Consider the following 22,137-nt stretch of genomic DNA (forward strand, 5'->3'; position numbering starts at 1 on the left):
CTTATCCCCAGATCACCACGAGCTGGCTTAGGGCCGTCAGGCCAAAAATAAGCGCGATCAGGCTTTTAAACATCCCCCAAGGTGCTTTTGCAAATTTCTGACCAAAATGCGTTTGTGCTTCGTCGTCGTCCATATCGTGCGCGTTGGCTTTAAGATCATCCATACAGTCGAATGAATTGACCAAAACAAACACAAGCGTTCCAAGGATCATGGCCGAAATGGCAAGATCTAATCCGCTGTCCATTGATAAGATCGCCAGTGTTGCGATGTTTGAGAAAACGCCAATGGTTATGCCCCAATATAAATCCCGACCTCGGGTTGCGCCGATTTGTTGCCTGCGATCACGATCTGCTGCTGTATTCATAGTGTTTGACATATGTTTTACCTTTTTAAAAAACCGAGGATTTTAATCCTCAAAGAAACCTTAACATGGCCAAATTGCTTCAAATAGCCATAAGTAACAATAAATAATTAAACTGATTATTTTAAAAATTCATATGTTTTTGCACTTGCTGACATGATTAATTAATTCCATTAGTTATATTCTATTTTTCGGTGTTTTAAATAAAGCCAGTAAATTATAAGTGGCGACATCAGGTTTTGGAATCGGCGGCGCTGGCCAAAGGCCTGAGCGAAAGCCATAACTTGCTTGATACAGCATAATGGAGCCCGATATGAATCTAAGCATTATCTACGTCGACCTTCCGTTTTGGAGGGCAGAAGTTAGCAGAGTTACATTGCACATTGGCGGGGTCACTTTTGAAGACCGGAGGATTACATCGTCAGAATTTCAAACGGCAAAAGAAACCGGCAAACTGACAGACGGCACACCACTGCCGTTTCATCAAATTCCTTGTCTGCTGGTGGATGGTGTCCCAATTGCACAAACCGGTGGAATTGCGCGGTTTTGTGGCAAGCTGGCGGGTCTTTACCCCACTGATAATGATCTCAAAGCAGCGCAGATTGATCAGTTTTTGGATTTGGCAACCGATCTTAATATTATGGTATCCAAAACAGGCAGCATAGAAAATCCGGCCGAAAAGCTTGCTGCGCGAAAAGAGCTTGCACAGGGGCTGCTTGCCAGAAAGCTGACGATGCTCGAACGCTGCATTCCCGAAGGCTCAGATTGGATAGTTGGCCCGCAAGTTACGATTGCTGATGTCGCTATCTGGCGTCTTCTTGGGTGGTTAACTTCGGGTATTCTAGACGGTCTTCCAGCAGATCTGTTGAAAAATTTCCCTAAAATTCGTCGGGTCTGTTTGGCTGTGGATACGCTTCCCAAGGTGCGTGAATGGGTGGCCTTAAAATATCCTGAAAACTACAATCGTGGACAATATTGACGCAGAAAACCAATTTTGCTAAGCATGTGGCGCGTTGGAAACAACGCATGTGAAACTCCACACCTGCCAGGCATCATCCCAGCCATTTTTTTTTGAGTGTGACACAAAAAGCCGTTGTCAGTTTAGTTTGTCGCGGTTCTATTGGGCATAGGCTGACCTCTGAGATTTTATTTAACCGAGAAAAGGCGCCAACTTTCTGAATGGTGCGCCTGGTCAGCGCGCTGTGACCTGTGGGACTCGTTAGGAGCTAGCATGGCATGCCGATGCCTGAAATACTCGTCCATCATCATCAAAGTAAAGTGTTTCTGCGGCTAGAATATTATTTTGATTTCGATATGAAATCACCATCATCCTATAGCCTTCGAATACGTTGATCACAGTAAAGCGTAGGTTTGGTTGCCGTTTTAAGGCCTCATTCCAATAGAGTTTCAAATTGTCTAGGCCAATTATTTCACCTGTTCCCATTTGGGGCATCGCCTTTTGTGATCGAAACAAGATGTCTTTGCGATAATGGCTTGCAATAATATCTAGATCATGGCCGTTCCAGCCTGTTTGCCAATCACTGGCAAATTCGTGATAGTATTTTTTGTTAAAGTCCAAAATCAGTCCTAAGCTTCAATTCTTCTATGTATTTAAAGCCGATGCGATATGTGAATTCAGGGTTTGTTTTGCGCAACGAAAAATGGCGCTCTCAAGCTATTATTCTGACCTTGCAATACGACGCCTTTGGCTAAAGTACAAAAGTCGGGGTTACTCCGAAAGGGCCTCTGCCCTTCTAATGGTGCGAAGGACATGTGCGGCGCAGTCTTTGGGATGGGTCGATATTAAAAAATGCCCGGCGTCTTTGACTTCACATATCTGCGCTTTTGGCAGATAAGGGCCAAGGTGACGGGTGATGGTTTTCATCGCTGCCGTTGTGTTTGACCCATAGGCCAAAGTGATCGGGCAATTAAGTGCGGCCAGGCGTTCAGGATTAGGCCGGTAGCTCATACCGGTTTGCCAATCTAGCGCGTTTACCTTGGCTGTTGTGGTGCAATAGGTGCGCACATTTTCGGGAAGTGCGTCAAAAAAACCTGCTCCTCCATAATAATCGATAATGGTTTTAGCAGCATCGGGGTCACGGGCGTTCACCTGCGTTTGGAACCCGGCAATCATGGCTTGCAGTTCTGCATCCAAATCGCTCTCACCCTCAAGCTTTAAAAGCCCCAGTGGATTGGCTTCAAAGAACGTCACGCTTAACACCGTCTCGGGCGCGGTTTCCAAAAAGCCGAGGGACACGAGGCCGCCGAAAGAATGCGCCACCAGATGCACGGGTGCACCAATTTTTTTCACGACTTCACTTAGCAGATCAATCTGGGGGTTTAGCGAGATATCTGCGTTGCTACGCCGCTCGCGGCTCTGGCCATAGCCAGACAGGCTGGTGGCAAAAAATTCAAACCCCTCGGGCAAGTGGCTTTGCACCGGCCGCCAGGCTGCAGGGGTGCTGTAGGAGCCGGGAACAAACAAAATCGGCGCGCCGGAGCCGGAGCAGTGAAAATCAAAGTTTTTGGTCATTGGAAATCTAAGCTCATAAAGTCTGGTTTTGGTTGGTGAAAATCACTGGTAGAAAAGCAACTCAGGACAGCTTAACAAAGATGACATTAAGGCGCAAATTAAGCCTGCTGGCCGTGCAATCAATCGCCTGTATCGGGACCTGTGCGATACCACCGCGATACCGACGCAAAACCGACCCTTGAAATTTACCCAAAGGTGGCGTATCTGCCAGTTTGAATAATTAGAAAGACGAAAGCACTATGGCAACCACCAATCCGCTTCAATTTATCCAGCAGGTCCGCTCGGAAGTCTCGAAAGTCGTCTGGCCGACGCGGCGTGAGGTCGCGCTCACAACGGTGATGGTTTTTGTTTTTGCAGCTTTGGCAGCCGTAGTTTTCGCTCTGGTTGATTTGGCTATTCGTGGCGGTCTTCAAGCGCTCTTGGCAGCCATTAGCTAATTGTAATTCTGCAAAGTTTCGTATTATTCGGACTTGAATTTATTGGCTGCAAACTATACCAGTTGCCACATCTATTCAAAATGGCGTGCGGCGATTCGTGTTGCGCGCCGATTTTTTTGTTATAGAAAGCCAGATTGAACTGGCGCTAACGAATTGAATTAGCGATATAAATCGCTCTGAAATAAGGGTCCTGAGGCATATGGCAAAGCGGTGGTATTCGGTCAGTGTTCTTTCCAATTTCGAAAAGAAAATTGCCGAACAAATCAAAACTTCCGTTTCGGACGCCGGTCTCGAAGCTGAGATCGAAGAAGTTCTGGTTCCCACAGAGGAAGTAATTGAAGTTCGCCGTGGTAAAAAAGTCACGACCGAACGCCGGTTTATGCCGGGCTATGTGCTTGTGCGGATGGAGATGAGCGATCAGGGCTATCACCTGATCAATTCGATCAATCGAGTCACCGGATTTTTGGGGCCGCAAGGGCGCCCAATGCCAATGCGCGACGCCGAGGTCAACGTAATATTGAACCGGGTGCAAGAGGGCGAAGACGCGCCGCGCACACTCATTCATTTCGAGGTCGGCGAAAAGGTCAAAGTCAACGACGGACCGTTTGAAGATTTCGATGCCATGGTGGAAGAGGTTGATGACGACAATCAGCGTCTTAAAGTCACGGTGTCTATATTTGGCCGGGAAACCCCGGTCGAGCTAGAGTATACTCAGGTCACCAAGCAGACCTGAGGTTCAAGCGTGGGAGGTACGGTGGCCGCGGCCATCACGCCGGACCACGACAACATCAGACCTCGCTGACGCGTCAGAGAGGTGTTGGTAAAAAGGAGAGGCCAAATGGCCAAGAAACTGGTTGGCACGCTAAAATTACAAGTGCCTGCGGGACAAGCGAATCCCTCCCCACCCGTGGGGCCTGCGTTGGGTCAACGCGGGATCAATATTATGGAGTTCTGTAAAGCGTTTAACGCCAAAACAGCCGATATGGAACCGGGCGCACCGTGCCCGACTGTGATCGAGTATTTTCAGGACAAGTCCTTTACGATGGATATTAAGACGCCTCCTGCGTCCTATTATTTAAGAAAGGCAGCCAAGCTAAAGTCGGGCGCAAGTACACCGGGCCGCGAAACAGCTGGTAGTGTGACGCCTGCGCAGGTCAAAGAGATCGCCGAAGCGAAAATGAAAGACCTCAATGCAAATGATATCGAAGGCGCTATGCAGATTATTCTGGGCTCTGCCCGCTCAATGGGCATCGAGGTGAAGTAACATGGCAAAACTCGGAAAAAGAACCAAAGCCATCCGCGCAGCTGCGGCCGGTAAGGAAAATCTATCCATCGAAGATGCTGTCAGCTTGGTTAAATCCAATGCGCAGGCAAAATTTGATGAAACCATTGAAATTGCGGTGAACCTTGGTGTCGATACCCGTCATGCAGATCAAATGGTGCGCGGTGTTGTCGGTCTTCCGAATGGCACTGGTAAAACTGTTAGAGTGGCTGTGTTTGCCCGCGATGCGAAAGCCGATGAAGCAAAAGCTGCCGGTGCAGATGTGGTTGGTGCAGAAGATCTGATGCAAACTGTGCAAGGCGGCACGATCGATTTCGACCGCTGTATTGCAACGCCAGACATGATGCCGGTCGTAGGTCGGTTGGGTAAAGTGCTGGGTCCGCGCAACCTAATGCCAAATCCAAAGGTGGGCACGGTCACCATGGATGTGGCAGAAGCTGTTAAAGCCGCCAAAGGTGGTGAGGTTCAATTCAAAGCGGAAAAAGGCGGCGTTGTGCATGCTGGTGTTGGCAAAGCCTCTTTTAATGAGGCAATGCTGGTAGAAAATGTCCGCGCTTTTGTGCAGGCGGTGGCCAAGGCAAAGCCATCTGGGGCTAAAGGTTCGTATATGAAAAAGATTGCTCTGAGCTCAACCATGGGCGCTGGTGTGACCATCGACGTTGGTAAGGCCTCTGAGCAATAGAAATTTATATCCCGTCGGGTCTCAATCCGACGGGATATATTTAACAAAGCCCTCGGGCTTTGTTCTGTCCGAGACGGAGGGTTGGGCTTAGGCCTGCTAATTCCTTCCTGAGATGGGGAACGAGATAAAAGTTCATACCGCAGGCATAGACCTTCGGGTGATTTTGGCCTCGGGACCCTGAAGTTGGACCCGAACGCCGTCTTTCGGGGCGGCAAAACTGAGCCGGGGAGAAATCCCCAAATTTGGAGTGAAACTGTGGATAGAGCACAAAAAGAGAAAGTGGTTGAGGAACTCGGCCAGATCTTTGAAAGCTCTGGCGTCGTGGTGGTATCACACTACGCAGGCCTTACAGTTGCAGAAATGCAAGATCTGCGCGCCCGCGCCCGTGAGGGTGAGTGCGCAGTTCGCGTTGCCAAAAACAGGCTCGCCAAAATCGCCCTTGAGGGAATGCCATGCGCAAGCATTGCAGACCTTTTGTCGGGGATGACTGTCTTGACCTATTCCGAGGATCCCGTGGCAGCTGCCAAGGTGGCCGAGGAATTTGCCAAAGAGAATAAAAAGTTTGAAATTCTCGGTGGTGCAATGGGCGAGACGTCTTTGGATCGTGCTGGCGTGGAAGCCGTGTCAAAAATGCCATCTCGCGAAGAGCTTATTGCTTCTATCGTGGGCTGCGTTGGCGCACCTGCTTCGAACATCGCTGGGGCAATTGGCGCACCTGCATCAAACATCGCGAGCGTTTTGTCGACAATCGAAGACAAAGCCGCTGCATAGCAACTTAAGATCTGCGTAGGGTGCAAAGCCCTGTCGTTGGAACACAAACTTAAACGGAAAGAGTCTAAAATGGCTGATCTGAAAAAACTAGCAGAAGAGATCGTTGGTCTGACCCTGCTTGAAGCACAAGAACTAAAAACTATCCTGAAAGACGAGTACGATATTGAGCCTGCTGCGGGCGGCGCTGTCATGATGGCAGGCCCTGCAGGCGGTGACGCTGGCGGCGCTGCTAGTGAAGAGCAAACCGAATTTGATGTGATCCTGAAATCAGCAGGCGCATCAAAGATTAACGTCATCAAAGAAGTACGCGGCATAACAGGTCTTGGCCTGAAAGAAGCCAAAGATCTGGTCGAAGCGGGCGGCAAAGCCGTCAAAGAAGGCGTCGACAAAGCAGAAGCAGAAGAGATCAAAGGCAAGCTGGAAGCAGCTGGCGCAGAGGTCGAACTGAAGTAATCCACACCCAGGGCAACCTGGATGTATTCGGCTGAGAGCAGTGAAAATTGCTCTCAGCCCTACCTGTCTTAGAAAGGTCCGTTGTTCATACGGAGTTTTCTCAGGCGAGGTTCAAAGATCGGGAGGCTTTCATTGGGAAGAAAGCCAGGAATTGATCGAACCAAGCTGTCTCTTATGGGCGTGCCACCGGGACCCGACGGTTGGCGCATCCGGTGAGAAAATTGAAAGGTGATATCGACCATGGCTCAAAGCTACATTGGCCAAAAACGTCTTCGTAAGTATTACGGTAAAATCCGTGAAGTTCTTGAAATGCCGAACCTGATTGAGGTTCAAAAATCCTCTTATGATCTGTTTCTAAAGTCTGGTGATCAGCCAGTGCCTTTGGACGGTGAAGGCATAAAAGGCGTTTTTCAGTCCGTTTTTCCGATTAAGGATTTTAACGAAACATCCGTTTTGGAATTTGTTAGCTATGATTTGGAAAAGCCCAAATACGATGTAGAAGAGTGTCAGCAACGTGACATGACCTATAGCGCGCCACTTAAAGTGACGCTGCGCTTGATTGTGTTTGATGTCGACGAAGATACAGGCGCCAAATCTGTCAAAGATATCAAAGAGCAAGATGTCTTTATGGGCGATATGCCTTTGATGACGCCAAACGGGACCTTTGTCGTCAATGGCACAGAGCGTGTTATCGTTTCCCAGATGCACCGCTCGCCAGGGGTATTTTTCGACCATGACAAAGGCAAAACCCACAGCTCGGGTAAGTTGTTGTTTGCCTGCCGTATAATTCCCTATCGCGGCTCGTGGCTGGACTTTGAATTTGATGCGAAAGACATTGTGTTCGCTCGTATTGACCGGCGCCGTAAATTGCCTGTGACCACGCTTCTCTACTCGCTAGGCTTGGATCAGGAAGGCATTATGGATGCCTATTATGATACGGTTGATTACAAACTTTCCGAGGGTAAAGGGTGGGTTACAAAATTCTTCCCTGAGCGCGTGCGTGGTACGCGCCCCCTCTATGATCTGGTGGATGCGGCTTCGGGTGAGGTTATTGGCGAATCCGGTAAAAAAATGACCCCTCGGGCGGTTAAAAAATTGATTGATGCTGGCAAGGTGACAGAGCTTCTGTTGCCATTCGAGCAAATCGTTGGAAAATTTGTCGCGCGCGATATTATTAACGAAGAGAATGGCGCAATCTACGTCGAGGCTGGCGATGAATTGACGCTGGAATACGATAAAGGGGGTGAAATCTCTGGTGGATCGCTCAAAGAGCTGATCGATGCAGGCTTTACCGATATTCCGGTTCTGGACATCGATAATATCAACGTTGGTCCATATATGCGCAACACTATGGCGCAAGATAAAAACATGAGCCGCGAAACCGCGCTTATGGATATTTACCGAGTCATGCGCCCCGGTGAGCCGCCAACTGTGGATGCCGCCTCTGCGCTGTTTGATACATTGTTCTTTGATAGCGAACGCTATGATTTATCAGCTGTTGGCCGGGTTAAAATGAACATGCGTCTGGCATTGGACGCAGAAGACACCCAACGCACGTTGCGCAAAGAAGACATTGTTGCCTGTATCAAGGCCCTTGTTGAATTGCGTGACGGCAAAGGCGATGTGGACGACATTGATCACCTTGGAAATCGCCGCGTGCGGTCAGTTGGTGAGTTGATGGAAAACCAATATCGTGTTGGATTGTTGCGCATGGAGCGCGCGATCAAAGAGCGCATGTCATCGGTTGAGATTGACACAGTGATGCCGCAGGATTTGATCAACGCGAAACCTGCCGCAGCGGCTGTGCGTGAATTCTTTGGCTCAAGCCAGCTTTCACAATTTATGGACCAAACAAACCCCTTGTCTGAGGTGACGCATAAACGCCGCCTCTCGGCGCTAGGGCCAGGCGGGCTTACCCGCGAGCGGGCAGGCTTTGAGGTGCGCGACGTACATGCCACCCATTATGGCCGCATGTGTCCGATTGAAACCCCGGAAGGGCCAAACATTGGTCTGATTAACTCGCTTGCAACCTTTGCTCGGGTGAACAAATACGGTTTTATCGAAACCCCTTACCGTGTTGTCAAAGATGCACAGGTTACTGACGAAGTGCATTATATGTCGGCCACGGAAGAAATGCGGCACACTGTGGCGCAGGCGAACGCAACCTTGGATGAACAAGGCCGATTCCAAAACGAATTGGTCAGCACCCGCCAAGCTGGCGATTATACACTCGCACCGCGCGAAAGTGTTGATTTGATTGATGTAAGCCCGAAACAGTTGGTATCGGTTGCCGCCTCGCTTATTCCGTTTTTGGAAAATGACGATGCCAACCGTGCGCTGATGGGATCAAACATGCAACGTCAGGCTGTGCCATTGCTGCGTGCAGAAGCGCCGCTTGTTGGCACAGGTATCGAAGAAGTCGTAGCGCGGGATTCTGGTGCTGCGATTATGGCCAAACGCGCCGGTGTCGTCGATCAGGTAGACGCGCAACGGATTGTGATCCGGGCGACAGCAGATCTTGAAATGGGCGATGCTGGCGTTGACATCTACCGGATGCGTAAGTTTCAGCGCAGCAACCAAAACACCTGTATCAACCAACGACCATTGGTCAAAGTGGGTCAGACGGTCAACAAGGGTGAGGTGATCGCAGATGGTCCGTCAACCGACCTTGGTGAATTGGCGCTTGGCAAAAACGTTGTCGTCGCCTTTATGCCTTGGAATGGCTACAACTACGAGGACTCGATCCTTATCTCAGAGCGTGTCGCACGCGATGACGTCTTTACCTCGGTTCATATTGAGGAATTCGAAGTTGCTGCCCGTGATACCAAGCTTGGACCAGAAGAAATCACTCGTGATATTCCAAATGTTGGCGAGGAAGCCTTGCGCAACCTCGACGAAGCCGGAATTGTATATATCGGCGCTGATGTAGAGCCGGGTGATATTCTGGTAGGTAAAATCACGCCCAAAGGTGAAAGCCCGATGACCCCAGAAGAAAAACTTCTCAGGGCGATTTTTGGCGAAAAAGCCTCAGATGTGCGCGATACATCTTTGCGTGTTAAGCCTGGGGATTTTGGTACAGTTGTTGAAGTCCGCGTGTTCAACCGCCACGGCGTTGAAAAAGACGAGCGTGCTTTGCAAATTGAACGCGAAGAGGTCGAAAGCCTTGCGCGCGACCGCGATGACGAGCTTGCGATCCTCGATCGTAATATCTATGCGCGTCTGAAAGCCCGGATTATGGGCAAAGTGGCGGTAAAAGGTCCCAAAGGGGTCAAGTCAAACGCTGTTATCGACGAAGAGCTGCTTGAAACCCTAACCCGTGGTCAATGGTGGCAACTGGCGCTTTCCGAAGAGCAAGACGCGCAAGAGGTCGAAGCGCTTCATGAGCAATATGAGGTGCAAAAACGCACTTTAGATGCCCGCTTTGAAGACAAAGTTGAAAAAGTCCGTCGGGGCGATGATTTGCCGCCCGGTGTGATGAAAATGGTCAAAGTCTTCATCGCGGTGAAGCGTAAGCTGCAACCTGGTGATAAAATGGCCGGACGTCACGGCAATAAAGGTGTGATTTCAAAAGTGGTTCCAATGGAAGATATGCCATTCTTGGCAGATGGAACACCTGTTGATTTCTGTCTGAACCCGCTCGGCGTGCCCTCTCGGATGAACGTTGGTCAGATTTTGGAAACCCATATGGGCTGGGCCGCGCGCTCGCTTGGTCTAAAGATTGACGATGCTTTGCAAGATTATCGCCGCTCTGGCGATTTGACGCCTGTTCGTGAAGCCATGAAACTGGCCTATGGCGATGATGTTTATGCCGAGGGCATTGGAAACATGAACGAAGATGAGTTGATTGAAGCCGCTGGTAATGTGTGCACAGGTGTCCCGATTGCGACGCCAGTTTTTGACGGCGCCAAAGAGGGCGATGTGAATGACTCGCTGGTTCGGGCGGGCTTTGACCAGTCTGGTCAGTCGATCCTGTTTGACGGGCGTACCGGCGAACAATTTAGCCGTCCGGTCACTGTTGGCATCAAATATCTGCTCAAACTGCATCACCTTGTTGACGATAAAATCCATGCCCGTTCAACCGGTCCTTACAGCCTTGTCACCCAGCAACCATTGGGCGGTAAAGCACAGTTTGGTGGTCAGCGGTTCGGTGAAATGGAGGTCTGGGCACTGGAAGCATATGGCGCAGCTTACACACTGCAAGAAATGCTGACGGTGAAATCGGATGATGTTGCCGGTCGGACCAAGGTCTATGAATCAATCGTTAAAGGCGAAGACAACTTTGAAGCGGGCGTGCCTGAAAGCTTTAATGTGCTTGTCAAAGAAGTCCGCGGCCTTGGCCTAAATATGGAACTCCTGGACGCGGAGGAAGGGGAATAAGGCGCGCGCTTTATTCTCCCCCCCCTTCGTCCCTAATTTGAGGAAATCAAAATGAACCAGGAACTGACAAACAACCCATTTAACCCATTGGCCTCACCTAAGGTGTTTGACGAGATCAAAGTATCACTCGCCAGCCCCGAGCGGATTTTGTCGTGGTCATTCGGTGAAATTAAAAAACCAGAAACCATCAACTACCGGACATTCAAGCCGGAACGCGACGGCCTGTTCTGTGCTCGGATTTTTGGCCCGACCAAAGATTACGAATGTCTGTGCGGCAAATATAAGCGGATGAAATATCGCGGCGTTGTATGCGAAAAATGCGGCGTTGAAGTCACGTTGCAAAAAGTCCGCCGCGAGCGGATGGGCCACATTGAGCTGGCCTCACCCGTTGCCCATATCTGGTTTTTAAAATCACTGCCGTCGCGCATTGGTCTTATGCTTGATATGACCCTGCGCGATCTTGAGCGGGTGCTCTATTTTGAAAACTATGTGGTGATCGAGCCCGGTCTGACCGATCTGACCTATGGACAGATGATGACCGAAGAAGAGTATATGGAGGCGCAAGATACCTTTGGTATGGATGCCTTTACCGCCAATATTGGCGCGGAAGCCATTCGCGAAATGCTCGCGGCCATTGATCTTGAGACCGAAGCCGAGCAATTGCGCGCCGATCTCAAAGAAGCAACAGGCGAGTTGAAGCCAAAGAAAATCATCAAACGGCTTAAAGTGGTGGAAAGCTTTTTGGAATCTGGCAACCGCCCAGAGTGGATGATCCTTACAGTGGTTCCTGTGATCCCGCCAGAATTGCGCCCTTTGGTGCCACTGGATGGTGGCCGCTTTGCGACCTCGGATCTGAACGACCTTTACCGCCGTGTGATCAACCGTAACAACCGCCTGAAGCGTTTGATTGAATTGCGCGCACCTGATATCATCGTGCGCAACGAAAAGCGGATGTTGCAGGAATCTGTTGATGCATTGTTTGACAATGGTCGCCGCGGCCGTGTCATTACCGGTGCCAATAAGCGCCCTCTAAAGTCTTTGTCAGATATGCTCAAAGGCAAACAGGGTCGTTTCCGTCAGAACCTGCTTGGTAAGCGGGTTGATTTCTCGGGTCGTTCGGTGATTGTGACCGGCCCGGAATTAAAACTGCACCAATGCGGTCTGCCCAAGAAGATGGCGCTTGAGCTGTTTAAGCCGTTTATCTACAGCCGGCTTGAGGCAAAAGGTCTATCAAGCACGGTCAAACAGGCCAAGAAGCTGGTGGAAAAAGAACGCCCTGAGGTGTGGGATATCCTTGATGAGGTGATCCGCGAACATCCGGTGATGTTGAACCGCGCCCCAACCTTGCACCGCTTGGGCATTCAGGCGTTTGAACCTGTTCTGATCGAAGGCAAGGCGATCCAGTTGCATCCGCTTGTTTGTTCAGCGTTCAACGCCGACTTCGACGGTGACCAGATGGCGGTACACGTACCGCTAAGCCTTGAGGCACAGCTGGAAGCTCGGGTTCTTATGATGTCGACAAACAACGTCTTGTCGCCTGCCAACGGCGCGCCGATCATCGTGCCTTCTCAGGATATGATCCTTGGGCTGTATTACACCACGATCATGCGCGCAGGCATGAAAGGCGAAGGCATGGTCTTTTCCTCGATTGAAGAAGTGCAATACGCTTTGGATACGGATGTGGTGCATTTGCACGCAAAAATTACCGCCCGTATTCCTCAGATCGACGAGCATGGCATTGAGGTCAGCAAACGCTTTGAAACCACACCAGGTCGGGTGCGGTTAGGGTCTTTGCTGCCAAAAAATGCCAAAGCGCCTTTTCATTTGGTCAACGACTTAATGCGCAAAAAAGATGTGCAGCGTGTGATTGATACGGTTTATCGCTATTGCGGCCAGAAAGAGTCCGTAATTTTCTGTGATCAAATCATGACCATGGGCTTCCAAGAGGCCTTCAAGGCCGGGATTTCCTTTGGTAAGGACGACATGGTTATCCCGGATAGCAAATGGCCTATCGTTGATGAAACCCGCGGTCAGGTCAAAGATTTTGAACAGCAATATATGGATGGTTTGATCACCCAAGGTGAAAAGTACAACAAGGTGGTCGATGCTTGGTCAAAGTGTAACGACAAAGTCACCGATGCCATGATGAACACAATTTCTGCCTCTTCTCAGGATGAAAGTGGCGCAGATATTGAACCAAATAGCGTCTATATGATGGCGCACTCAGGGGCTCGTGGATCGGTCACCCAGATGAAGCAGCTTGGCGGTATGCGCGGGCTGATGGCAAAACCGAACGGCGATATTATCGAAACACCGATTGTGTCCAACTTTAAAGAAGGCTTAACGGTTCTTGAATACTTCAACTCGACCCACGGCGCTCGTAAAGGTCTGTCCGACACGGCGCTCAAAACCGCGAACTCGGGGTATTTGACACGTAGGTTGGTGGATGTGGCACAGGATTGCATTGTCAGAATGCGCGATTGCGGCACTGAAAATTCGATCACCGCAGAAACCGCTGTGAACGATGGTGAGGTTGTTAGTTCACTGGCAGAGCGCGTGCTTGGCCGGGTTGCGGCTGAGGATATTCTCAAACCGGGAACTGACGAAGTGATTGCAGCCAAAGGCACCTTGATTGACGAGCTGATCGCCGATGCGATTGACGCGGCTGGGTTGCAGTCTGCACGTATCCGAAGCCCACTAACCTGTGAAGCCGAAGAAGGCGTTTGTTCAATGTGCTATGGTCGGGACCTGGCACGTGGTACGATTGTCAATATCGGTGAAGCGGTTGGTATTATCGCGGCGCAGTCCATTGGCGAGCCTGGTACGCAGCTGACTATGCGGACATTCCACATCGGTGGGGTGGCACAAGGTGGTCAGCAATCGTTCCTTGAGGCCAGCCAAGATGGGGTTATTACCTTTGAAAATGCGCAAACGCTGAAAAACGCCAACGGTGAAACATTGGTGATGGGACGCAACATGAAACTGTTGATCCTTGATGAGCATGGCGAAGAACGTGCCAGCCACAAATTGGGCTACGGCAGTAAATTGTTTGTCAAAGCCAAGGCTAAAATTAGCCGTGGTGACAAGCTGTTTGAATGGGATCCTTATACCCTACCGATCATTGCCGAAAAGGCTGGTATGGCCAAACATGTGGATCTGGTCAACGGTGTTGCTGTGCGCGAAGTAACCGATGATGCCACTGGCATGACCCAAAAAATCGTAACAGATTGGAGGGCCGCGCCAAAGGGCAATGAGCTTAAGCCAGAGATCATTCTAAGCGATGAAAGTGGCGAGCCAGTGCGCAATGATGCGGGCAACCCGATCACCTATCCGATGTCTGTTGACGCGATTCTGTCCGTTGAAGATGGGCAGCAGATTGCAGCCGGTGATGTGGTTGCGCGTATTCCGCGTGAGGGTGCTAAAACCAAGGACATCACCGGTGGTCTGCCACGGGTTGCCGAACTGTTTGAAGCGCGCCGCCCGAAAGATCATGCCATTATTGCCGAAACAGACGGCTATGTGCGCTTTGGTCGGGACTATAAAAACAAGCGGCGGATCAGCATTGAGCCGACCGATGAAAGTCTTGATCTGGTCGAATATATGGTGCCAAAAGGTAAACACATCCCTGTTGTCGAAGGTGACTTTGTGCAAAAGGGTGACTTTATCATGGATGGTAACCCTGCACCGCATGATATCCTTGCAATTATGGGAATCGAGGCGCTGGCCAACTATATGATCGACGAAGTGCAGGATGTGTATCGTTTGCAGGGCGTTAAAATCAACGACAAGCACATCGAAGTGATCGTGCGCCAAATGCTTCAAAAGTGGGAAATCTCTGATAGTGGTGATACCACTTTGCTGAAAGGTGAACATGTCGATAAGGCAGAGTTCGATGCTGCCAATGATAAGGCATTGGCCAAGGGCGGCCGCCCAGCGCAAGGTGAGCCAATCCTGTTGGGCATTACCAAAGCATCCTTGCAAACACGCTCGTTCATTTCTGCAGCCTCATTCCAGGAAACCACGCGTGTTCTGACAGAAGCCTCTGTTCAGGGTAAAAGGGACAAGCTGGTTGGCTTGAAAGAAAATGTCATCGTTGGCCGGTTGATCCCGGCGGGCACCGGCGGGGCGACGCAGCGCGTTCGGCGGATTGCTTCTGAGCGCGATAATGTAGTGCTTCAGGCGCGCCAAGAAGAGGCGCAGGCGGCCGCTGCATTGGCGGCACCGCAAGATGATATTTTCAAGTCTACTGATGACGGCGACAGCAATCTTGCTGATATGCCAGAAATGGACTAGGAAATTTGATAGAGTCCGGCGCTATGCGTCGGGCTTTATTTTTTGACTATATAATTTCGCAGTTAAATTCAGTGCATGAGTGACTTGCCAACGACAGCGGTACTTTGTTCTATACATTTGCGCAAAAGCCCGATTATATCATATATATTCGATGGCCATAGTGCCCAAAAATTCTTCAAATGAGTGGGCAAATGGCGAACTATTCAGAAAATGTAAGAGGTGCGCTGTTGATGGTTGCCAGTATGGCAGCTTTTACGTTCAATGACGTATTTATTAAACTTTTGGGGGCGGAGCTCCCCTTGTTTCAGATCTTGATGCTGCGCGGTATGCTCACTTCCTTGTGCATTTTTATACTGTGCATATATTTCAAGGCGTGGACGTTTAATATTGCACCAAGAGATTGGCGGCTTATTGGCCTTAGATCCTTGGGGGATATTGGCGCATCCTACTTTTTTCTAACAGCTCTTTTCAATATGCCATTGGCAAACGCTACTTCGATCCTGCAACTGCTGCCGCTCACAGTGGCGCTGGGGGGCATACTTTTTTTTCAAGAGGTCATCGGTTGGCGGCGCGCTCTGGCAATTGCTATTGGATTTGGGGGAATGTTTTTGATTGTGCGCCCAGGAATCGAGGGTTTCAACCATTATTCCTTTTATGCGCTCATTGCGGTTGGGTTTGTGACCCTGCGCGATTTGGTGACGCGTAAAATAGGGCGCGAAGTGCCGTCATTAATGGTGACATTTTTCAACGCGCTTTCCATTTGCCTTTATTCAACAATTGCGATGCTCTGGGTTGACTGGGTTCCAGTTGGTTCAACCAATATTGTATATCTGGTCACAGCAGCTTTTTTGGTGAGCGCCGCCTATCTCTTAAGCGTTTTGGTGATGCGGCAGGGTGAGGTATCCTTTATCGCACCTTTTCGCTATACAGGTTTGATCTGGGCTCTGGTGTTAGGGTTTATATTTTTCGATCATTGGCCAGATACGCTTACGCTCATTGGCGCTGGCGTGATAGTGATGTCGGGTCTGTTTACCATGTGGCGTGAAACCCAGATCAAAGCGCGGACCAAGCCGCTTTAACTGCTGTTTCGTCGATATTGAAGTTTTGCTTAAAATAGTTTCGCGACCCTTCATCCAAAGCGGCATACTCAAAACTAGGCTGTCGTCGGTTTGCAAGAGAATCATTGTCACCATGAAAACTGCGTACAAACATGTCCAGATGTGAAAGCGACAAAACAGGCATAAATTCATGCAACCGATGATGGCCATAATTAAGAATACTGCGTTCGACCTTAGGTCTTAAAACGATTGCAAGAGCGGGCGTCCAGAGCTTTTGTTTCACGACCGCTGCCTTGATACCTTTGCGCCCCGGAATAACAGCATAGCCACTGCAAAAATCAATTGCAAAGCGGCGGCCATATCTAAATAGCTCTTGATTATGAGTAATGACTTGCCTCAGCTCAGCAATAAAATCGAGATGAACAGCATCATCATCATCTAATCTAAATTGGGCACAAATTGGCGCCTCCCAGTTCCGCACTGAATTAACCACCTCTTGAGCAACTTGCCGGTAGGGGCCGCTGGGCCGCTCAACAATTTTGATTTGGGGAACATTGGCCGTAACCTCGTAAAGTCGGTCTTTGGCATGGCGGGGCAGGCTATCTCCAATTAGAATCGCAAAGGTGAAATTTGGATCGCTTTGAGAGCGGATAGAGGGCAGGGTTAACGTTTCAAAAGCGCTGAAACGCATGTTGAGCCGCTCCTGGGAATAAAGGTAGTTACAACGCGCTTCTACGGTGTTGTGCTCATTTTGAAAACCACCCACTGCGGGATAGGAAAATCGACAGATTCCGAGTATTTGCATGAATTAATACAGCCAATTAAAAAAAACGATACGGCAACGAACACCAATGGAATTAAAGCGTAAGCACCGATAAAGAATGTTTAACATTCCCAGTTGGATTTTACCACTGAACCGTGTGTTGACAACATGATCGACTCCCCCTATACGCACGCTATCTCGGCTTCGGGGGTCGCCCCATAGCTGACTTCAGGTTTGAAGTGGTCAAGATCCGGGCTTAGGCCTCGATCCTCTGGAAACCCACCGCGTCGTTCCCGCGAACGAGGGGACGCATGCGGTTTTTGTGTTTTGCGGACGCGCGGAGCACGGCAAAGTGAACTGCATGGGCAATGGCTTGTGCGCGATTGATATGTAAGAGCGAAACGGGAAGAACCGGAATGCCAACAATACAGCAGCTGATCCGCAAGCCGCGGCAGCCTAAAGTGAAACGGTCCAAGTCAATGCACCTGCAGGAGTGCCCACAAAAGCGTGGCGTCTGCACAAGGGTTTATACAACGACACCGAAAAAACCAAACTCTGCGATGCGGAAGGTTGCCAAAGTGCGGCTCACCAATGGTTTCGAGGTGATTAGCTATATCCCGGGTGAAAAGCACAATCTGCAAGAACACTCAGTGGTATTGATCCGCGGTGGCCGGGTCAAAGACCTTCCTGGTGTTCGCTATCACATCCTGCGCGGTGTTTTGGATACGCAAGGTGTCAAAGATCGCAAACAGCGCCGTTCAAAATATGGCGCAAAGCGTCCGAAATAAGAGGTTTAAGATATGTCTCGTCGTCACGCAGCTGAGAAGCGCGAAATTCTACCCGATGCCAAGTTTGGCGATCGTGTTTTGTCAAAATTTATGAATAACCTGATGATCGACGGTAAAAAGTCGATCGCAGAGACAATTGTTTACAACGCGCTTGACCGGGTTGAATCGAAAATTAAACGCGCGCCTGTGGAAGTGTTCCACGAAGCTCTGGAAAATATCAAACCAGCGGTTGAAGTGCGCTCTCGTCGGGTTGGCGGTGCGACATATCAGGTGCCTGTCGAAGTGCGTCCAGAGCGCCGTGAAGCTCTGGCCATCCGTTGGCTGATCACCGCATCGCGCGGTCGCAATGAAAACACCATGGAAGAGCGCTTGGCTGGTGAATTGCTAGATGCCGTAAATTCCCGCGGTTCCGCGGTTAAGAAACGTGAAGACACGCATAAAATGGCAGATGCGAACAAAGCATTCAGCCATTATCGTTGGTAATTTTTTAGAGGCTGCAGAGACATGGCACGCGACTATTCCTTAAATGAATACCGTAACTTTGGTATCATGGCGCATATTGATGCGGGTAAAACGACCTGTTCAGAGCGTATTTTGTACTACACTGGTAAATCCCATAATATCGGCGAAGTGCATGATGGCGCTGCGACGATGGATTGGATGGAGCAAGAGCAAGAGCGCGGTATAACCATTACTTCTGCGGCGACGACGACCTTCTGGGAGCGCACGGATGATGGGGAAAACGCCCAAACTCCTAAGCATCGGATGAACATCATCGACACGCCCGGCCACGTTGACTTCACCATTGAAGTTGAGCGTTCTTTGGCGGTTCTAGATGGAGCGATTGCAGTGCTTGATGCGAACGCCGGTGTTGAGCCGCAAACTGAAACTGTTTGGCGTCAGGCTGATCGGTATAAGGTGCCGCGCATTGTTTTCGTGAACAAGATGGACAAAATTGGTGCGGACTTCTTTAACTGCGTGCATATGATCCAAGATCGTACTGGTGCAATCCCAGCGCCGATCCAGATCCCAATTGGTGCTGAAAACGAATTGGAAGGTCTAGTGGACCTTGTCACTATGGAAGAGTGGGTATGGGCCGGCGAAGACCTTGGCGCCACGTGGGAGCGCCGACCAATTCGGGACAGCCTAAAGGATGTCGCTGATGAATGGCGTGCAAAACTGATCGAAACTGCTGTTGAAATGGATGATGACGCGATGATGGCGTATCTGGAAGGCGAAGAGCCTGATGTAGATACTCTGCGCCGTTTGATCCGGCTTGGGACTTTGGCGATTAAATTCATTCCGGTACTATGTGGATCAGCGTTTAAGAACAAAGGTGTTCAGCCTTTGTTGAACGCAGTTATTGATTATTTGCCAAGCCCCTTGGATGTGGTTGATTACATGGGCTTCAAGCCCGGCGATGAAACAGAGACCCGTGACATTGCCCGCCGCGCCGACGACAATATGCCGTTTTCTGGATTGGCGTTTAAAATCATGAATGACCCATTCGTGGGCACGCTGACGTTCACTCGTATTTATTCGGGAACAATGAACAAAGGCGACAGTATTCTGAACGCGACCAAAGACAAAAAAGAGCGTATTGGCCGGATGATGATGATGCATTCGAACAATCGCGAGGAAATTGAAGAGGCATTTGCCGGCGATATTATCGCCTTGGCTGGTTTGAAAGATACCACCACTGGGGATACGCTGAGTGACCTCAAAGATCCTGTGGTCTTGGAAACAATGACATTCCCTGATCCGGTGATCGAGATTGCCGTAGAGCCAAAAACCAAAAACGACCAGGAAAAAATGTCCCAAGGTCTGGCCCGTCTTGCGGCTGAAGATCCCTCTTTCCGTGTCGAGACCGATCTTGAAAGCGGTCAGACCATCATGAAAGGTATGGGCGAGTTGCACTTGGATATTTTGGTCGACCGTCTTAAGCGTGAGTTTAAGGTGGAAGCCAATATCGGTGCACCACAAGTGGCCTACCGTGAAACCATCGGCCATGATGTCGAGCACACCTACACGCACAAAAAGCAATCAGGTGGGTCCGGTCAATTTGCCGAGGTCAAGATGATAATCGCGCCAACAGAGCCTGGCGAAGGCTATTCTTTCGAAAGCCGCATCGTTGGTGGGTCGATCCCGAAAGAGTACATTCCGGGCGTTGAAAAAGGCATTAAGTCGGTGATGGACAGCGGTCCTTTGGCAGGCTTTCCTGTGATTGATTTTAAAGTCGCGTTGATCGACGGTAAGTTCCACGACGTGGATAGCTCGGTTCTGGCCTTTGAAATCGCTGCCCGGATGGCAATGCGCGAAGGAATGCGCAAAGCTGGTGCAAAATTACTTGAGCCAATCATGAAAGTCGAAGTGATAACACCAGAGGAATATACCGGTGGCATTATCGGCGATCTTACATCACGTCGGGGTCAGGTAACTGGGCAAGAACAGCGTGGAAATGCGATTGCGGTCGATGTGTTTGTGCCGCTTGCCAATATGTTCGGCTACATTAACAATTTGCGTTCGATGTCTTCGGGCCGCGCGAATTTCTCGATGGCGTTTGATCATTATGAACCGGTACCACAGAATATCTCGGATGAGATTCAGGCAAAATTTGCTTAACGGGCGGGCAGGGTAATCCCTGCCGTTCCCACAGATTTGACGATGGGCGTGCCCATCACGTGCAAGATAAAAGGAGGCCACCATGGCGAAGGAAAAGTTTGAGCGTAATAAACCGCATTGTAACATAGGCACGATTGGTCACGTTGACCACGGCAAGACGACGCTGACGGCGGCGATCACGAAGCAGTTTGGCGAGTTTCAGGACTATGACCAGATTGACGCGGCGCCTGAGGAAAAAGCCCGAGGCATCACCATTTCGACAGCGCATGTTGAGTATGAGACGGATGCGCGCCACTATGCGCATGTGGACTGCCCTGGCCACGCCGACTATGTCAAGAACATGATCACCGGCGCGGCGCAGATGGACGGCGCGATTTTGGTTGTGAACGCAGCGGACGGCCCGATGCCGCAAACCCGCGAGCATATTTTGCTTGGCCGTCAGGTTGGTATCCCGGCGATGGTTGTGTTCCTGAACAAAGTTGATCAGGTAGACGACGACGAGCTTCTTGAGCTGGTGGAAATGGAAGTGCGCGAGCTTCTGAGCGAATATGATTATCCTGGTGATGATATTCCGATTGTTGCGGGCTCTGCGCTGGCAGCACTGGAAGATCGTGATGATGCGATTGGCAAAGGAAAAATTGCAGAGCTGATGGAAGCGGTTGACGCGTATATTCCACAGCCTGAGCGTGCGGTTGACCAGCCGTTCCTGATGCCGATCGAAGATGTGTTTTCGATCTCGGGCCGCGGCACAGTTGTGACCGGCCGGGTTGAGCGCGGTGTGATCAATGTGGGCGATGAAATTGAAATCGTTGGCATCAAAGACACCCAGAAAACCATCTGTACAGGTGTTGAGATGTTCCGCAAACTGCTGGACCGCGGTGAAGCGGGCGACAACATCGGCGCATTGCTGCGCGGTGTTGACCGTGAAGCGGTTGAGCGTGGTCAGGTTTTGTGTAAGCCGGGTTCAGTCACCCCGCACACCAAGTTTGAAGCCGAAGCCTATATCCTGACCAAGGATGAAGGCGGGCGTCACACGCCGTTTTTCGCCAACTACCGTCCGCAGTTTTATTTCCGCACCACGGATGTGACCGGAACAGTGAACCTGCCATCAGGTACGGAAATGGTGATGCCGGGCGATAACCTGAAGTTCGAAGTTGAACTGATTGCGCCGATTGCGATGGAAGAAAAGCTGCGCTTTGCGATCCGCGAAGGCGGCCGCACCGTCGGATCAGGCGTCGTGTCCAAAATCCTCGACTGATGATCCACAGGCCTGACCAAAAATTAGGCCTGTCTACCAATTCCAAGCGTGCAGATGCGCGCGTTTTGGGTTCGATGAAGAGGGGGGAATGACCCGCTCTCTTCCTCTCAACTCTCACGCCTAAGAACAAAGGCTCGTAACATGCAAAGCCAAAATATCCGGATCCGGCTAAAGGCATTTGACTACCGTGTGCTCGACAGCAGCACGCAGGAAATCGTCAATACTGCCAAACGCACCGGGGCATCGGTTCGGGGTCCTATCCCTCTGCCGAACAAAATTGAAAAATTCACCGTTTTGCGTGGTCCCCACGTAAACAAGAAATCACGTGATCAGTTTGAAATTCGCACACACAAGCGTCTTTTGGACATTGTTGATCCGACGCCGCAAACCGTCGATGCTTTGATGAAGCTCGATCTGGCTGCAGGCGTTGATGTGCAAATCTCGGTATAAAGGAGCAAT

General features: G+C 50.3%; 19 protein-coding genes. 15 read left to right on the forward strand and 4 right to left on the reverse strand.

Translation table 11 applies throughout. The features are described from left to right. Position 1: 1 nt before the first annotated feature. Positions 2–376: a hypothetical protein gene (locus tag GN278_02950; protein XAT59868.1), complete on the reverse strand. Its 375-nt coding sequence runs from the start codon at positions 374–376 to the stop codon at positions 2–4. 298 nt (positions 377–674) lie between these two features. Between GN278_02950 and GN278_02955 the strand changes: the two genes are divergently transcribed. Continuing rightward, the gene (locus GN278_02955; protein ID XAT59869.1) at positions 675–1,340 is read left to right on the forward strand and encodes a glutathione S-transferase; all 666 of its coding nucleotides are present in this window, start codon (positions 675–677) and stop codon (positions 1,338–1,340) included. A gap of 240 nt (positions 1,341–1,580) precedes the next feature. Here the strand turns inward: GN278_02955 and GN278_02960 are convergent, their stop codons facing one another. Then, positions 1,581–1,946 carry a nuclear transport factor 2 family protein gene (locus GN278_02960; GenBank protein XAT59870.1) on the reverse strand — a complete coding sequence of 122 codons (366 nt, stop codon included), beginning with the start codon at positions 1,944–1,946 and terminating at the stop codon, positions 1,581–1,583. Between the two features lie 144 nt (positions 1,947–2,090). After that, complete coding sequence (locus GN278_02965; protein XAT59871.1) at positions 2,091–2,894, reverse strand: alpha/beta fold hydrolase; 804 nt, start codon at positions 2,892–2,894, stop codon at positions 2,091–2,093. A gap of 239 nt (positions 2,895–3,133) precedes the next feature. Between GN278_02965 and secE the strand changes: the two genes are divergently transcribed. From secE to GN278_03010, 9 genes are all read left to right on the forward strand, one after another. After that, the gene (gene secE / locus GN278_02970) at positions 3,134–3,331 is read left to right on the forward strand and encodes a preprotein translocase subunit SecE (GenBank protein ID XAT59872.1); all 198 of its coding nucleotides are present in this window, start codon (positions 3,134–3,136) and stop codon (positions 3,329–3,331) included. Between the two features lie 199 nt (positions 3,332–3,530). Beyond that, positions 3,531–4,064, forward strand: coding sequence for a transcription termination/antitermination protein NusG (gene nusG / locus GN278_02975; protein ID XAT59873.1), 534 nt, complete (start codon positions 3,531–3,533; stop codon positions 4,062–4,064). A 105-nt stretch (positions 4,065–4,169) separates the two neighbouring features. Beyond that, positions 4,170–4,595 carry a 50S ribosomal protein L11 gene (gene rplK / locus GN278_02980; protein ID XAT59874.1) on the forward strand — a complete coding sequence of 142 codons (426 nt, stop codon included), beginning with the start codon at positions 4,170–4,172 and terminating at the stop codon, positions 4,593–4,595. Position 4,596: 1 nt separating this feature from the next. Next, entirely contained in the window at positions 4,597–5,295 is a 699-nt protein-coding gene (gene rplA / locus GN278_02985) for a 50S ribosomal protein L1 (GenBank protein ID XAT59875.1), read from the forward strand. Between the two features lie 255 nt (positions 5,296–5,550). Further along, a complete protein-coding gene (rplJ, locus tag GN278_02990; protein XAT59876.1) occupies positions 5,551–6,066 on the forward strand; it encodes a 50S ribosomal protein L10 in 516 nt (171 codons plus the stop codon). Positions 6,067–6,135: 69 nt separating this feature from the next. Beyond that, positions 6,136–6,519 (forward strand): 50S ribosomal protein L7/L12, encoded by a 384-nt coding sequence (rplL, locus tag GN278_02995; GenBank protein ID XAT59877.1) that lies wholly within the window; start codon positions 6,136–6,138, stop codon positions 6,517–6,519. Positions 6,520–6,759: 240 nt separating this feature from the next. Next, on the forward strand, positions 6,760–10,896 hold the full coding sequence (rpoB, locus tag GN278_03000) for a DNA-directed RNA polymerase subunit beta (protein XAT59878.1): 4,137 nt from the start codon (positions 6,760–6,762) through the stop codon (positions 10,894–10,896). 51 nt (positions 10,897–10,947) lie between these two features. Further along, positions 10,948–15,189 carry a DNA-directed RNA polymerase subunit beta' gene (gene rpoC / locus GN278_03005; protein ID XAT59879.1) on the forward strand — a complete coding sequence of 1,414 codons (4,242 nt, stop codon included), beginning with the start codon at positions 10,948–10,950 and terminating at the stop codon, positions 15,187–15,189. 191 nt (positions 15,190–15,380) lie between these two features. Beyond that, a complete protein-coding gene (locus GN278_03010; GenBank protein ID XAT59880.1) occupies positions 15,381–16,268 on the forward strand; it encodes an EamA family transporter in 888 nt (295 codons plus the stop codon). On the opposite strand, the gene GN278_03015 is transcribed toward GN278_03010, so the two are convergent. Further along, positions 16,243–17,052: a hypothetical protein gene (locus tag GN278_03015; GenBank protein XAT59881.1), complete on the reverse strand. Its 810-nt coding sequence runs from the start codon at positions 17,050–17,052 to the stop codon at positions 16,243–16,245. The two genes, GN278_03010 and GN278_03015, sit on opposite strands and share 26 nt — an antisense overlap. Positions 17,053–17,426: 374 nt before the next feature. Between GN278_03015 and GN278_03020 the strand changes: the two genes are divergently transcribed. The 5 genes from GN278_03020 (at position 17,427) to rpsJ (ending at position 22,128) form a co-directional block, all read left to right on the forward strand. Next, positions 17,427–17,798, forward strand: a complete 372-nt coding sequence (locus GN278_03020; GenBank protein ID XAT59882.1) for a 30S ribosomal protein S12 — start codon at positions 17,427–17,429, stop codon at positions 17,796–17,798. Between the two features lie 12 nt (positions 17,799–17,810). After that, complete coding sequence (gene rpsG / locus GN278_03025) at positions 17,811–18,281, forward strand: 30S ribosomal protein S7 (protein XAT59883.1); 471 nt, start codon at positions 17,811–17,813, stop codon at positions 18,279–18,281. 21 nt (positions 18,282–18,302) lie between these two features. Beyond that, a complete protein-coding gene (gene fusA, locus GN278_03030; GenBank protein ID XAT59884.1) occupies positions 18,303–20,420 on the forward strand; it encodes an elongation factor G in 2,118 nt (705 codons plus the stop codon). Between the two features lie 82 nt (positions 20,421–20,502). Further along, complete coding sequence (tuf, locus tag GN278_03035; GenBank protein XAT59885.1) at positions 20,503–21,678, forward strand: elongation factor Tu; 1,176 nt, start codon at positions 20,503–20,505, stop codon at positions 21,676–21,678. A 141-nt stretch (positions 21,679–21,819) separates the two neighbouring features. Beyond that, a complete protein-coding gene (rpsJ, locus tag GN278_03040; protein XAT59886.1) occupies positions 21,820–22,128 on the forward strand; it encodes a 30S ribosomal protein S10 in 309 nt (102 codons plus the stop codon). Positions 22,129–22,137 lie beyond the last annotated feature (9 nt).

It is taken from the genome of Rhodobacteraceae bacterium Araon29 (assembly GCA_039640505.1).
Taxonomy (GTDB): domain Bacteria; phylum Pseudomonadota; class Alphaproteobacteria; order Rhodobacterales; family Rhodobacteraceae; genus CABZJG01.

Excerpts from the sequence above, each read along its gene's own strand:
- tuf (XAT59885.1), top strand. The coding sequence starts at position 20,503 with ATGGCGAAGGAAAAGTTTGAGCGTAATAAACCGCATTGTAACATAGGC.
- GN278_03010 (XAT59880.1), top strand. The coding sequence starts at position 15,381 with ATGGCGAACTATTCAGAAAATGTAAGAGGTGCGCTGTTGATGGTTGCC.
- rplA (XAT59875.1), top strand. The coding sequence starts at position 4,597 with ATGGCAAAACTCGGAAAAAGAACCAAAGCCATCCGCGCAGCTGCGGCC.
- GN278_03020 (XAT59882.1), top strand. The coding sequence starts at position 17,427 with ATGCCAACAATACAGCAGCTGATCCGCAAGCCGCGGCAGCCTAAAGTG.
- rpsG (XAT59883.1), top strand. The coding sequence starts at position 17,811 with ATGTCTCGTCGTCACGCAGCTGAGAAGCGCGAAATTCTACCCGATGCC.
- rpoC (XAT59879.1), top strand. The coding sequence starts at position 10,948 with ATGAACCAGGAACTGACAAACAACCCATTTAACCCATTGGCCTCACCT.
- GN278_02965 (XAT59871.1), bottom strand. The coding sequence starts at position 2,894 with ATGACCAAAAACTTTGATTTTCACTGCTCCGGCTCCGGCGCGCCGATT.
- rplK (XAT59874.1), top strand. The coding sequence starts at position 4,170 with ATGGCCAAGAAACTGGTTGGCACGCTAAAATTACAAGTGCCTGCGGGA.
- nusG (XAT59873.1), top strand. The coding sequence starts at position 3,531 with ATGGCAAAGCGGTGGTATTCGGTCAGTGTTCTTTCCAATTTCGAAAAG.
- GN278_03015 (XAT59881.1), bottom strand. The coding sequence starts at position 17,052 with ATGCAAATACTCGGAATCTGTCGATTTTCCTATCCCGCAGTGGGTGGT.
- rpoB (XAT59878.1), top strand. The coding sequence starts at position 6,760 with ATGGCTCAAAGCTACATTGGCCAAAAACGTCTTCGTAAGTATTACGGT.
- rpsJ (XAT59886.1), top strand. The coding sequence starts at position 21,820 with ATGCAAAGCCAAAATATCCGGATCCGGCTAAAGGCATTTGACTACCGT.
- GN278_02950 (XAT59868.1), bottom strand. The coding sequence starts at position 376 with ATGTCAAACACTATGAATACAGCAGCAGATCGTGATCGCAGGCAACAA.
- rplL (XAT59877.1), top strand. The coding sequence starts at position 6,136 with ATGGCTGATCTGAAAAAACTAGCAGAAGAGATCGTTGGTCTGACCCTG.
- GN278_02955 (XAT59869.1), top strand. The coding sequence starts at position 675 with ATGAATCTAAGCATTATCTACGTCGACCTTCCGTTTTGGAGGGCAGAA.
- secE (XAT59872.1), top strand. The coding sequence starts at position 3,134 with ATGGCAACCACCAATCCGCTTCAATTTATCCAGCAGGTCCGCTCGGAA.
- fusA (XAT59884.1), top strand. The coding sequence starts at position 18,303 with ATGGCACGCGACTATTCCTTAAATGAATACCGTAACTTTGGTATCATG.